This is a genomic window from Aeromonas sp. EERV15, from assembly GCF_900079845.1.
GTDB classification, from domain to species: Bacteria; Pseudomonadota; Gammaproteobacteria; order Enterobacterales; family Aeromonadaceae; genus Aeromonas; species Aeromonas sobria.
The window spans coordinates 13713-27040 of sequence record NZ_FKKY02000025.1 but is presented as its reverse complement, the minus strand read 5'-3'; the positions used below and the strand labels follow the sequence as shown (position 1 = coordinate 27040).

Below are 13328 nucleotides of genomic sequence, written 5' to 3'. Positions count from 1 at the left end.
AGTGACTGCGTATGGCCAACCAGACTCCCCGCTCCACCGCCAAAGGCAGCGCCCTGCCGCGGCTGTTACCCCTTTTGCTGCCACTGCTGATCCTCAGCGGTTGCGCCCGTCAGGAGCCGGTCAATGAGACCCTGCCGATCCTCAACCAGTTACGGGAACAACAGTTGACCGAACAGCCCCAGCTGCAACTGCAATACCAGCAAGCAGAGACGCAACTGCCGGCGGATCAGGAGCAGCAGCTGCATCAGTTTTTGGGACGCAAGGATCCGGCCCGGATTGCGCTGGTGAGCGGCCCCGGGCTGCAAACAGACATGCTGGAGAGTGCGCGGATGGCGAGCGTGCGGCTGACCACTCTGACCCGCTTGCTGGGGTCTCGCGCCATTGAGCTGGAACCCCGCTATGACCCCATGCTGGCCCCCAACACCTTGCTGATCCGCATTCTGCCAAACGGTGAACCGGGGTCTGTCACCCCAGCGGCGGCGCAATAAGACCAAGGCAGGAGGTCGGCAAGGCTACCCGATAGAGGGGATAAGGGGCCAGCCCCCACAATTTGCGCCAGCCCTGAGTAAAGCGGTAAGAGAGCAGCGGCGGGCGCTGGTGCAGCTCGCCTAAAAACATCACCCCCTGACTCATCCCCACACCCGCCAGCGTCACTGACATCGCCTCGCTATCCGGTGCCACCAGCATCGCCTGCAACAGGCCATCACAGCGGGGATGGGCCAGCTGATAGCTGACATAGGTGCCGCCCAATACCGGCGTGGCCACCCGCAAGCGCCAACCCTGCTGGACCAGCTCCATCAACATCGGCTTTGCCCCCTCAATAACTGCCCGGTTCTGATAACGCCAGCCCATAGCGGCAGCACTGAGCAGCGCCACCAGCAACAGCAGCAGATATCCCCTAGAGAGTTGCATCATGGCGCCCCCTGACGAAAAGAAGCGTCATCACCAGCAGCATGATGGCCCATTGGTAGAGCTGGGCCCAACTGCCAGTGTGCAGCCAGCCATACCAGCGCAGATCCAGGCTCATCAGCACCAACCGCAACTGATTGGCCCCGATATAGAGCAGGCAGACCAGCAGCAACATGGGCCACTGCCGGTAGAGGGGGCGCTCCGGCGCCAGCCAGCAGCAGGAGACCAGCCAGGAGAGCACCACCAGATAGAGTTGAGAAAACGAGGAGCACCCCTTGAGCACGATGAGGGCATGGCCCCCCAACCGCTCGATGCGATTGCCATCCAGCCGGATGTCCCAGCCCAGCAGTTGCAACCACTGGCCCACCCCCCAGGCGTCGAGCGCCAGCACCGGGCCGGAGAGCAACGCAAACACCTGCTGCCCCCACAACACCGCCACGGTAAAGGCGAGCACGATCTGCAACACCGCCCGCTCATCACTACCCTGGCAGCGGCGCCACAGCGAGGCCACCAACAACAGACAGGCCAGCGCCTTGCAACTGGCGCTGGGGATCAGGATCAGCAGGATAAACAGGGCGAGCGCCAGCGGATGCGGGCGCCAGCTTGGCGCAACCCGCGATGCAATTTGCCACCAGATAGCAATCAGCAACACCACCAGCAGGTTGAAGTGGCCCATATTGAGCCACACCATGCCCCACTGATTGGCCAAACCAAGCAGCAGCCAGTTGGGTGCCCACTGCCAAGGACGGATCTCCATCGCAACTCCTGCCGGTTATCAGCTCTCTTGACCGCTGTCGCAAGTTCCATGCCTGTCCGGCCTCCCCCTGATCAAGCCAAGTCAGAGGATTCAACAAAGCTGGCACGGTTTATTCATTCACCCTGTTGGCACTACAGCCAAGGAAAGGAGTGAGCGATGAAACTCAAACCGTTGGCAGGGCTGCTGGGGATGTTGTTGGTAACCTCCCCCGCATACGCCTTGACCGAAGTCGATACCGAACTGCAACTGCTGATGGATGTGTCTGGCAGCGTCAGTTCATCGGAATTCAATCTGCAGTTACAAGGCTATGTGGACGCCTTTTATAACCAGGATGTACAGAGCGCCATCCTCAACACCAGTGGCGGCAAGCTGGGCTCTATTGCCGTACAGATGATCATGTGGAGCAGTGGCAACCAGCAAAGAGTGATGACCGACTGGTTCCACCTCTACGACATGACCTCCATCAACAACTTCGCCGCCACCCTGGACAACCTGGTGCGCCCCTATGCGGGGATGACGGCCCCCGGCTCGGCGATGGCCTTTGGTGCCCAACAGTTTGATACCAACAACTACACCGCCGCCCGCCAGGTGATGGATGTGTCGGGAGACGGCATCCAGAACAACGGGCTGGATACCTCCACCGTGCGGGATCAACTGCTCGCTTCCGGCATCGACACCATCAACGGCATCACCATCGGTCAGGACTATCCCGATGGCGTGCTGCAAGAGTGGTATGTGGACAATATCGCCGGTGGTCAGGATGCGTTTGTTATCAACGCCACCACCTTCGCCGACTTTGGCAATGCGCTGGAACTCAAACTGGCGGCCGAAATTGAGGGGGGCATTATTCCGGAAGGGGCACTGGCCGCCCCCCTCGAGGAGATCCCGCTGGCCGCCCAGCTGCTGCTCGGCATGCCGCTACTGCTGGCCTGGCGCTATCAACGCCGTAACCAGGGACGCCTGCAGCCCGCCAACGGGCAACTGGCACCCGCCATCGGCTAGCTGATCACCCCGTGTGTCGCGATTAGGGAGCCATGGCTCCCTGATTTTTGGCGAAGCCATGGCAAGATGGGCCATAAGGGCTGGAAACGCCACGCGTTGACAGACGGTCCCCATTGAGACGCTTATTATATTGATGATGATGCACTCAGTTTCAGCGGTCGCTCAGTTTGTTAGGCGACATTAGACACAGAAGAAAACCTTTCTGTCGCTGTCTTCGTGAAGATCATGCTTCGATATATGATATTTCTTCGGCTCCACAGCATCTGAGAACAACATGAAAGGAAGCTCATCAATACAAATTTGAGCAAATACAGCTGAAAAATCTTTTTCATAGCATTCTTGTAATATTTTTAGGTTTGTTGATGGAAAGCTATTTTTAAACTCTTTGTTATATTCTGGAGAAAAATATCGAATCATCGCAGCTTCATATAACGATATTCTCTCTGAATCAGAAGTGCCAAATAACTTATCTAAGCCAGCTTTAATCCTAGATGCATCCGTATCTTTTGATTCAGCATTTGGAGTAAAAGCGGTGACCATACTTGTGTTTGGTTCTACCTCAAGCAAGAGCAACGAAAGCTTATATCCATCAGGGACTCCTTTTATCGCAATTCTTTGAAGAGTCTCATGTTTAACCAAACGATCCAAAGCGCTTCTTGAACCATTTTTCCCATAAGCTTGACCAATATACTTGACTTCAAAGTACATCATCCCTGACTGCTTATGAAGCATTTGCATCATCTGCATGTCATTCCACCAAAACCTGTTTCCACTTTCATCTTCTAAATAATGGTACCCATCTTCAACATTGAAACTCAAGTGCGAAGGGATTGAAGGAATCCAAAGCTCTTTTTCTTGATTGCATACCAAAAATGACAATTTCAAGTCATCACCAATTTGTTCTGCACCTTGAAAATCAACTCTTGGCAAATACCCAATAATATAGATATGACAGTTATCGATAACGTTCTTGTGCTGTTGTAGCATTTCTTTCTCATATATTGCTTCAGCAGGCAGCGTAACGAAACTACTCGCATACATATCAAGAGCATGCTCCACACCAAATTTATTGTTAAGAATCTTATTCACATGTGTCCTTGTATGACTAACAAGTCTAGGGTGTAGGTTCGATTAGCGAAGCGTAATCGGACGTTCGCGGCCTTTCTGTAATATGTTTCTTTAACTCGCCAAAACTATCCCATCTTGCTACTTCTCGCCCCTCAAAAAACTCACTCTTTAACTGGCACCGATCGGGACGTACTTGGCACATTGGCGGTAATTTTCACCGCGAGCGTCCGATTACGCCTTCCGGCTAATCAAACCTACGTGCTAAGCGATCTTATTCAACTCATACTTTAGAGCATCCACGGCTTCAGAAAAATATTTTGCTTGCGCTCTTATATTAAAAATCGTGGTCTTCTCATTAGGATACCCAAGTAACATAAATATGTTATCTAAATGAGCAATCATATTTTGAAACTTTATTGATACTTCTTTGCACTCATAAGATGACAATCCAATGGATAATCCACCTTGATAAATATCATGGGATTTAGACTTGTTGGCATTAATAAACCTACACAAATCATCAAACGATATTTCAGAATCTGAGAACTGTATAAACTTTCGCTCTAACGCTGAAAATAACATCACTGATTGAGCCAACGACTCTTCGACAAACTGTACAAATGACTCTTTTGGAATTTCATTTTTATGGTTATATTTAGCTGTTGATAAATACATAGCATTCCATTCAACATTGACGCCATCACCAATATCTTGACCATTTTGAGGAAAAGGACGGAATGTCTCTTCAAGCTCACTATTGATCCATTCGGATTTACATAGATAGTTGTTATTTCGTTCATCTTGAGACGTCGGATAAAAAAACAACCAGACAACGTCTGCAGGCTTATTTCGCCAAGCAACCCTTGTTAAAGAGCTTCGGTGATACTCACAAACCCTTATCTCTTTAGTTAGTGATGAGATTATTTTTATTAGTTCTGATTGACTATGCTCTTTTGACAATACTACTCGTGCCGAGTATCTTTTGGCTGCGCCGTGACTAATATCTGAGATTTTAGTAATCGTGTAATCTGGAATAATTTCGACTTGATTCACAAGACGACGTAAGTCGCTGTTCATACCAACATTTATCTGTTGCTGAAAAGGCACTATTACTTTCCACCCCTTCCCTGTATATACAACCGTGTATTTGCTTATCGCTTGCCAATAAGCGGTACCTTTGTCCGTATCACATAGAACGATTACAACTGGTAATGAATGACTAAGCCAATAATCAAGATGCTCTCTGTCTCCACGAAAAACATAGCCGTCCTTCATTTTTTCTTTAAACCAAGAACCCCCAGATTTTATTTGCAACGCAATTAATTTTCCTGATGCGTAATTGTCATTAACAATTTCAATTTGAGCATCGATACCACAATCGACAATTGATTGTTCGCGAAAAATGCACCCACACTTTTCGAACAATAAACCGACAATTTGAACCCCTAAGCGTTCAGTTTGTGAACTACTCACATATTTCATTGTTTAATTATTCCACATACTCTAACACGACATTTAGAATGCGATTAGATTTGGCTTGCTATTAATTTGCTAGTAATGGACTCCATATGAAACTAAGATATCATACATTGCCCATGCAGAGAAATATTTTATAAAAAACTTACCACCCCAGCTGTGATTGATATAAATACTACCGCCCCCTTTACTAACTTCAGCCGCGCCACTAATGAAAATCACAGTCACGAAAATTAAATATAACCCTATTATATCAGATAGCACAAGAGAGCAAATTTAATATGGATGGTGTGATATATTTCACTGCGACCGAAAAAAAAGGCCTCATCACGAGGCCTTATAGAAATATCCAGGTTCAGGCTGGTAGCCAGTTTTACGGCGATCAACCCGGCTCGGGCGCCAAGGGCAGCACCTGGCCATCCAGCGCCTGATAACTGTTGGCTGGATAGTCCGGCACCGGCTCACAGTAGGGGATCCGGCTTAGCACCGGCGCCTTGATCAGGGAAGCCAGTCGATCACTGCGGCGCAAGCTGGTATCCGCCAACTCGGTCAGCAGGGCCAACCCGCCGCCCAACCCCAGCCCGCCAATCACCCCGGCCAGCACAAATAGCCACAGCGGGTAGTTGCTCGGTTTGCTCGGGGCGAACGGCTTGTCGATCACCTTGATCCGCGCAGCTTGTTCAAAGTTACCCAGATCACCGGTCACTTTGGCCTTCTCATAACGCAGCAACAAGTCCTGATAGAGGGTGCGCTTGACCGCCAGATCCCGCTCCAGCTCGGCGAGCTGACGTTCGGTATCGCCCTGGGAGTCGACCACCTTGTCCAGTCCATCCAGCTGGGTCTTCAAGCCTGTGGCGTTTTGCTGCGCATCAGTCAGCTGCGTCTGGGCCAGCTGCCACTCGGGCCCCTGCGCCATATCCGGCTGGGATTTGAGCTGCTCAAACTCCTGCTGCAACTGGTCAATCTGATAGCGCAGACTCTGCACCTTGCTGTGTTCCTCGCTGTAGCGGGCCCGCAGCAGCACCAGCTCGGTGCGCATCAGCTGCAGCTTCTCATCCAGTTGGCGGGCCAGCTGACTCTCCTGCCCCAGCGATAGCTGATCGACCCGGGCCCTGGCCTGCTGCAAGAGGATCAGGCTCTCGGCATAACGCTCTTGTAAACCATAGAGCCGGGCGACGTTGGCACTCTGTTGCTGGGGCAAGGCGCTGGCATGTTCCCGTTTGAAGTCGGCCAGCAGCTGCTCAGCCCCTTGCAATTCGCCACGGCGGCTGTCGAGCTGGCTTTGCAAAAAACGCTCGGAGGATTCCGCTGACTGGCGCCCCTTACTGAGCAAGTTGAAAAAGAAACGCCGTGAGATCGCCTCCAGCAGACCGGCACTGTTGGCGGCCGAATCGGCCCTGACCTTGATTTCAATCACCTCGTCCCCGATCAGCCGCAATGAGACAGCCCCTGACAGCCAGTCCATGATGGCATCGCGCTTGACCGGTGGGGTCTCGTCATTGACCAGGCCGCGATCCCGCGCCACCCCATCGAGCACATAGCGGCTGCGCAGCAGGGCTTCGAGCACCGCAAAGCGATCTTTGAGGCTCTCCTGGGTGATCAGATCCTTGAGGGTCGGGGTCTGGTTGGCATCTTGCGGCACCATAAAGGTGGTGCGACTCTCATACTCCTTGGGGGTGAGCCAACCAATGGCACCGCCGACCAGCGGCATCACCAGCACCGGGATCACCAGCAGATAACGACGGCGCCAGGCTGCAAACAAGATGAGGTAGAGGTTGTAATAGAACTGGACTGGCATGACATCACTCCCGATGAAGCAGGTAGGGCTGTCATGCCTATGCAAGGCTGGTGCCAGTGCAAGGCCGGTGCCAGCACCGTTTAGCTCCCGTGATTGCCGGGCACTGACTTAGCGAACGGCAAGAGTGGTACAAGATTCGCATTAACCGGTGGTCCGGGGCCGCGCCCCCTCCCTGTGCAGGAGTGCTCACCATGCTGCCATCGTCCGATCCCCTAATCCCATCAGAGCGCCAACCGGCGGTGGTGCAAATCGTTCAGCACCTGCAGCCCGGTGGGCTGGAGACCATGGTGCTCAACCTGACCCAGGCCAATGCGGGCCACCAACCGATGCATATCATCTCCCTTGAGGGGGACAAGGCGGCGGTATTGGCGGCATGGCCGGCCCTGCGCCCGTTCGCCACGCGGATCCACTGTCTGGCCAAACCGGCCGGTTGGTCCCTGACCACCCTCGGGCGGCTGACCCGCTTGCTACGGCAACTCAAACCGGGGGCGGTGCATACCCACCATCTTGGCCCCCTGCTCTATGGCGGCTTGGCCAGTCGCTTGGCGCAAGTGACAACCCTGGTGCACACCGAACATGACGCCTGGTATCTCGATGACCCTCATCAACGTACCCTGGCCAGTCTGGGGCTGCGCACCTTCAGGCCGACCCTGGTGGCGGATGCGACCCCGGTGGCCAACCAGCTGCAGGCCAAGCTGGGGCAGTTGTCCGCACAGGTGATCCCGAATGGCATCGATGAACAGCGCTTTACCCTGGGCAATGCCGCCCTCGCCCGTCAGGAGATGGGGCTGCCGCAAGGGGTCAAATTGATTGGGTGCGCCGCGCGCCTCGAATCGGTCAAGGGCCATAGCTTGCTGCTGGAGGCGCTCAGCGCCTTGCCGGAAGAGGTGCATCTTGCATTGGCAGGGGTCGGCAGTTTGCAAAATGCATTGCAGCAGCAGTGCCAAGAGTTAGCCATTGCCCATCGCGTGCACTTCCTCGGGCTGGTTGAGCAGATGCCGCGCTTTTATCAGGGGCTGGATCTGTTCTGCTTGCCGTCACTGGCAGAAGGGATGCCGCTCTGTGTGCTGGAGGCCCAGGCCTGCGGCGTCCCTGTGGTGATGAGTGCCGTTGGCGCGGCGGTCGAGATAGTCTGTCCGGCCAGCGGCTATCTGTTCGATAAACGAGACCCGCAGCTGTTGGCGCAACTTCTGGCACAGGGGTTGCTCAACTCCAGTAGCCTGCGCGCAGTCACCCGCGAGTTTGTCTGCCAGCAAGGCAGCCTGAGCCAGATGGCGCAGGCCTATCAGGCACTTTACCGCCGTTAAGCAGACGGCTACCGGATTAAAGGAGCATCCCATGGAGTGGTACATGATGGCGTTTTGGCTCTGTGCAGCGCTGGTGGTCTACCACCATGTTGGCTACCCCCTGCTGCTCAAATATTTTGGTCAGCGGGCTCGTCAGATCACCCCGCATCCGCAACCTATGACCCGTGGCCTTAACAACAGCCATGGCGATGGGACGCTCCCCACCATCACCCTGCTGATGCCGGTCTATAACGAGGCGGCGACCATCGCGGCCAAACTGCAAAACCTCGCCAGCCTCGATTACCCCGCCGACAAGCTGTGGGTACATGTGCATTTCGATGGCTGCAGCGACGATAGCTATCCGATTGCCCTGCTCCAACTCGGGGATCCGGCCCTGCAGCATTTGCAGATCCGGCTGTTTAATCACGACCTCAATCGCGGCAAGGTCGCGGTACTCAACGATGCCATGGCGCTGGTCAAGAGCGATTTGGTGGCCCTGAGCGATGTCTCTGCCCTGCTCCCCATCGATAGCCTGCTGCTGGCCGCCGCCCATTTTCAAGATCCCAAGGTGGGGGTGGTGGGCGAAGCCTACCGGTTCTGGCAAGCGGGTTCCGAGGGTGAAGAGCACTACTGGCGCTATCAGAGCCAGATCAAGCTGTGCGAGTCGGCCCTCGGCAGCATGCTGGGCGCCCATGGTGCTTTCTATGTGATCCGCAGCCACTGCCTGACTCCGCTGGCGAGCGATACCATCAACGACGATTTCATCCTGCCGATGCAGGCCATCGCCAAGGGTTACAAGGCGGTCTATGACAATCGCTGCGCTGCACTGGAGCTGGAAGTATCTGATGCCGCCCTTGAGGCGGTGCGGCGCAAGCGGATCGGGGCTGGCAATACCCAGCAACTGCTGCGTCTGCTGCCGCTGCTGCACCCCAAATTTGGTTGGGTGGCTTTTAATTTTGCCAGTGGCAAAGGGCTTCGGGTATTGATGCCCCTGTGCCTGATGCTGCTGTGGCTGTGCGCTATCCCTCTGGCTACTGCATCTGCCTTTTTTGGCGCCGTACTTGCCGCACAACTACTGGGCTATGCCCTGGTGGGACTGATCCAGCTGACCCCAAATTACCGCTGGCCCGGCCCGCTTCGCACTATCCACTATCTGGTGCTTGGCCATTGGTACAACGGCATTGGCACCCTCCACTACGGCTTGCGCACACTGATCCGTTCCACCACTCAGGAGAGAGCAGCATGAAACACCCCATCCCGACAGTGACCCTGGTGGTCAAACGCATCATGGATCTGGCTGGTGCATCCCTTGGCTTGTTGCTGACACTGCCGCTGTGGCCCCTGATCATGCTGGCTATCCGCCTCGATAGTCCGGGTCCGGTGTTCTTTCGCCAATTACGGATTGGCCGCAGCCACGCCAGCCATACCGAGCTGTTTTTTATGATCAAGTTTCGCACCATGCGGGCTGATGCCGAGGCGGGGACAGGCCCGGTCTGGTGTGGTAAAGGGGATAGCCGTATCACCCGAAGCGGCGATTTTCTGCGTAAAACCCGGCTCGATGAGCTGCCGCAATTTCTCAATGTGCTCAAGGGGGAGATGTCGCTGATTGGCCCCCGGCCAGAACGCCCCGGCATCGCCAACCGGCTTGAAGATGCGGTGCCGTTCTTTATCGAACGCACCTATGAAGTGGCCCCCGGCATTACCGGATTGGCGCAGGTCAATCAGGGCTATGATGAGTCACTCGATGACGTGCGCAGCAAGCTGGCCTTTGATCTGGCCTACTCGGTCGCCCTGCTCCACCCGTGGCGCTGGCTGGTGCAAGACCTCCAGATCATCGGCAAGACCATTGCCATCATGGTCGGCAAGAAGGGCCGCTGAGCCCCAACCTACTGGTGGATTCACGATCCCCACCAGCCACCACATCCCAACCAGATAGCGCTGGCCATTGCTGATGCAATGGCCTTTTTCTTGATCCCCTCGCAACCATGTAGCGCTATGGTGTCAGCCCCTTGCCAGCACAGCCTCCACCAAGGGGCGAATGGCTCGCTACCCTCGATGCCACTGCGCCACCATCAATCAGCGGCAGTGCAAAGCACCCGCCAAAGGAATCCCTAAATAGCCCTCTACCCTCGATACCACAGCACCCTCAATCGGGGGCGCGGTAGAGGTGGTGGGCCTTCGCCACGCTGCGGCGGCACACTTTTGAGACTGCGCACTTCTGCGGTTACACACGGCGGATCAAGCGCGATGGCACCTTCCGGTAACCACCCTTTACCGCAGGTGACAGCCCGTTAAGACGCCAGCCAATCAAGATCGCTGCGCACGCTCATGACTCATGACCTATTGCCCATAAAAAAGCGAGTGGCCAGGCCACTCGCATTGGTCAATCTCACGGGCTGGTTAGAGGGGATAGAGCGCCAGAATATCACTCACTCTGTGATTGACGCTGTAACCGCGCGCTATGGTTCTGCGTGCCGCCTGACTCATCCTGCCACGCACCACCTCATCACTGCGCAGCCAATAATTGACCAGTTCAGCCATGTCGTGCACATGGCCGGGCTCCACCAGCCAGCCATTGGACTTGTTATCAATCAGCTGCACCAGGCCACCCACCGCAAAGGTACAGACCGGAATACCGTGGGCCATCGCCTCCAGCGCCACCAGCGGCAACCCCTCAAACCGGGAGGTGATACAGAGCAGATCAATATGGTGCCACTCGTTGGCCATTTGCCGAAAACCGTGGAGCTGCACACGGTCACCATATTGCTGCCACAAGGTATCTTTCAATGGCCCATCACCGTAGAGATGAAATTCGCCATCGGGACAAAGCGCCGCCAACTGGCAAAAGCTCGCAGGCCCCTTTTCAGCTGACAGTCTGCCAACAAACGCGATGCGATTGCCTTGCACCGATGCCGGCAACGCAGGCATCGGCACGAAGTTGCTGATCACCGTGCTCGGCACTGGCAATCTGCGAGCAATCGCCTCACTCACTGCAATACAGGTCGCAAAACCCGCGGTGACCCGATCCAGCCAGCTGTAAAACTTCAGTAACCCCTGCCCCTCATCACCACTGTGAAAGGTGGAGACTACTGATTTTCCGCTGCACCAGGCGGTCAGACGACCGAGGATCCCGGCCTTGTAACCATGGGTGTGAACCAGCACATCACCGGATTGGCTCGCCAACGTCTGCACAAAATCACGGCTGTTGCGACAGACCTTATAAGGCAGCTCCTGCTGCTTGAGCAGCGCAATAAAGGGGGTCATTCCGTGGTTGCTCACCAGCACTATGGTCGGGTTGAGGCCCCTGCTCAGCAGATCGCGCGCCAAATGGGTAATGTGCACCTCGATCCCGCCTACTTGACGGGCATCGATGGCAAGCAAGATCGGCTGTGTTGGTAACATAAGCGCCCTCCTCGTGTGGCTCCACGCCATGTGCAACATGGCGACTGCGTACTGCTGTAGATATGCATAGAGCGGGCCAGCAACACCAAGGAAGGGCAGGATCAGGCGGCGGGATAAGCGAGCAGTAACAGGGTCATATCATCCAGCGCGGCCCCCTCGGCCCGCTCATCAAACCAGTTGGCAATACGCTGGGCCAGCCGCTCCAGGCTCGGCTCGGGCGTCAGGCACAATGTCCGCAATTGATCTTCCCACTGCTGACGCTCGGTGGCATCACGGCTATCGAGCAAGCCGTCGGTCCAGAACAGCAAGCGCTCTCCCGGTTTAAGCTGACGCTGATTGGTCACAAAATGGGGATCCGGGCGCAAACCGGGCAAGGGGCCTGTCACCCCGACCTGACGCACCGAGCCCGGCCCGATCAGCCAGGGGGCAGGATGACCGGCACTGGCCCACTGCACCCGCCCCTCGTCACCCAGCTCGATACACAAGGTGGTAAGCAGGGTGGCCCCCAGCAAGGGATCACTGTGGACCGCGTTGGACAAAATGGTCAGCAAGCGTGCGGGGGCGCGCTCCAGATCGTGCGCGGTCAGCAAACCACGCAAATAACCGGCATAGGCATGGGCAAAAAACTTGGCTTCCGCATCGTGGCCCATCACATCCCCAAGCCACAGCACCCGATCTTTGACCAGTAGAAAGTCCCCGCCCCCCACGGTGGCCGCGCGGGTTTGCAACGCCAGCGGGTATCCGTTTATCGAGGTGGCGGGCAATAACGGACGCAGCGCCGAGGTCATCCGCTGATCAAGCTGCTCGCCCCATTGCGATTTGAGCTGCAGCGAGCGTTGCAGCACCCGCGAAACCGCCATCAACAAGTCCTGCTTGGTGATGGGTTTGACCAGAAAATCGTCGATACCCAAGGCACCGGCACGACTCTTGGTCCATTGATCCTGATGGCCGGTGAGAAAAATAAAGGGAACCCCCTTCATCTTGGGATCTTTCATCAGCTGCTGACGCAGCGCAAAACCGTCGATACCTTCCATCTCGATATCGGACAGCACTATGGCGGGCGGCTGTCTTCCCAATACCTGCAAGGCCGCGTCGGGATCTGCATAGGATTCGACCCGGTAGTGCTCCTGCAGATAAGCAGTGAGCAGGGCGCGCATCACCTTGTCATCATCAATGACGGCAATCACGGGTAACGCCTTGATCACCGCATGAGGGCGCAGGGTGACCCGATTGCGCTCCCCCTCGCGGGCAAAGCGCACCTCGGCAAACAGCTGGTGCACCAGGGCGAGTCCATAGCCTCCCTCTTGCAGCTCATCGGGTAACGGCATAGCGCTAAGGGTGGGCTGGGGCCCGCCATCGTCCTCCAACAACAGGATCAAGCCCTGCTCGTCTTGTTTCAGGGTGAGCCACAGCTGAGTGGCAGGCGGCATGGCATGGCGGACAATATTGGTCGCCAGTTCACTGAAACAGAGCAGCCAGTTGGCTTGCTCCTGCTGGGATACCTGAAACAGGGACAACCCTTGTGCCAGCCGGTGGCGCAGTTCACGTACCGCTTGCAAACTGGCAGGGGCAGATCGCAACCAATCATCCATACACGCTATCCATCAGCCATCTCCAGACACACTCGCCA

At 55.7% G+C, this 13328-nt stretch carries 12 protein-coding genes; 5 read left to right on the top strand and 7 right to left on the bottom strand.

All coding sequences use genetic code 11. The features are described from left to right. The first annotated feature begins 11 nt into the window (after nucleotides 1–11). Nucleotides 12–488 (top strand): hypothetical protein, encoded by a 477-nt coding sequence (locus BN4575_RS18615; RefSeq protein ID WP_068979302.1) that lies wholly within the window; start codon nucleotides 12–14, stop codon nucleotides 486–488. Here the strand turns inward: BN4575_RS18615 and BN4575_RS18610 are convergent. Both BN4575_RS18610 and BN4575_RS18605 read right to left on the bottom strand, forming a co-directional pair. Continuing rightward, nucleotides 466–912: a hypothetical protein gene (locus BN4575_RS18610; RefSeq protein ID WP_068979321.1), complete on the bottom strand. Its 447-nt coding sequence runs from the start codon at nucleotides 910–912 to the stop codon at nucleotides 466–468. The two genes, BN4575_RS18615 and BN4575_RS18610, sit on opposite strands and share 23 nt — an antisense overlap. Next, complete coding sequence (locus BN4575_RS18605) at nucleotides 899–1666, bottom strand: hypothetical protein (protein ID WP_068979301.1); 768 nt, start codon at nucleotides 1664–1666, stop codon at nucleotides 899–901. The genes BN4575_RS18610 and BN4575_RS18605 overlap by 14 nt, the downstream gene beginning before the upstream one ends. 156 nt (nucleotides 1667–1822) lie before the next feature. Here BN4575_RS18605 and BN4575_RS18600 point away from each other — a divergent pair, with 156 nt between their 5' ends. Beyond that, the gene (locus BN4575_RS18600) at nucleotides 1823–2668 is read left to right on the top strand and encodes a DUF1194 domain-containing protein (RefSeq protein WP_068979300.1); all 846 of its coding nucleotides are present in this window, start codon (nucleotides 1823–1825) and stop codon (nucleotides 2666–2668) included. Nucleotides 2669–2848: 180 nt separating this feature from the next. Here BN4575_RS18600 and BN4575_RS18595 read toward each other — a convergent pair whose 3' ends face one another. From BN4575_RS18595 to BN4575_RS18585, 3 genes are all read right to left on the bottom strand, one after another. Further along, nucleotides 2849–3757: a hypothetical protein gene (locus BN4575_RS18595; RefSeq protein WP_068979299.1), complete on the bottom strand. Its 909-nt coding sequence runs from the start codon at nucleotides 3755–3757 to the stop codon at nucleotides 2849–2851. Between the two features lie 240 nt (nucleotides 3758–3997). Further along, nucleotides 3998–5209 carry a DUF4365 domain-containing protein gene (locus BN4575_RS18590; protein WP_218060780.1) on the bottom strand — a complete coding sequence of 404 codons (1212 nt, stop codon included), beginning with the start codon at nucleotides 5207–5209 and terminating at the stop codon, nucleotides 3998–4000. Nucleotides 5210–5594: 385 nt separating this feature from the next. Continuing rightward, on the bottom strand, nucleotides 5595–7010 hold the full coding sequence (locus BN4575_RS18585; RefSeq protein WP_068979298.1) for a GumC family protein: 1416 nt from the start codon (nucleotides 7008–7010) through the stop codon (nucleotides 5595–5597). A gap of 191 nt (nucleotides 7011–7201) precedes the next feature. Here BN4575_RS18585 and BN4575_RS18580 point away from each other — a divergent pair, with 191 nt between their 5' ends. From BN4575_RS18580 to BN4575_RS18570, 3 genes are read left to right on the top strand one after another with little or no spacing between them, the layout of a single operon-like run. Further along, a complete protein-coding gene (locus tag BN4575_RS18580; protein ID WP_068979297.1) occupies nucleotides 7202–8317 on the top strand; it encodes a glycosyltransferase in 1116 nt (371 codons plus the stop codon). A 31-nt stretch (nucleotides 8318–8348) separates the two neighbouring features. Continuing rightward, complete coding sequence (locus BN4575_RS18575; protein ID WP_068979296.1) at nucleotides 8349–9542, top strand: glycosyltransferase family 2 protein; 1194 nt, start codon at nucleotides 8349–8351, stop codon at nucleotides 9540–9542. After that, a complete protein-coding gene (locus BN4575_RS18570; RefSeq protein ID WP_042020824.1) occupies nucleotides 9539–10174 on the top strand; it encodes a sugar transferase in 636 nt (211 codons plus the stop codon). The genes BN4575_RS18575 and BN4575_RS18570 overlap by 4 nt, the downstream gene beginning before the upstream one ends. A 522-nt stretch (nucleotides 10175–10696) precedes the next feature. Here the strand turns inward: BN4575_RS18570 and BN4575_RS18565 are convergent. Together BN4575_RS18565 and BN4575_RS18560 are read right to left on the bottom strand one after the other, a co-directional pair. Then, nucleotides 10697–11698 carry a glycosyltransferase family 4 protein gene (locus BN4575_RS18565; RefSeq protein WP_068979295.1) on the bottom strand — a complete coding sequence of 334 codons (1002 nt, stop codon included), beginning with the start codon at nucleotides 11696–11698 and terminating at the stop codon, nucleotides 10697–10699. A gap of 101 nt (nucleotides 11699–11799) precedes the next feature. Further along, nucleotides 11800–13290, bottom strand: a complete 1491-nt coding sequence (locus BN4575_RS18560) for a SpoIIE family protein phosphatase (RefSeq protein ID WP_068979294.1) — start codon at nucleotides 13288–13290, stop codon at nucleotides 11800–11802. Nucleotides 13291–13328 lie beyond the last annotated feature (38 nt).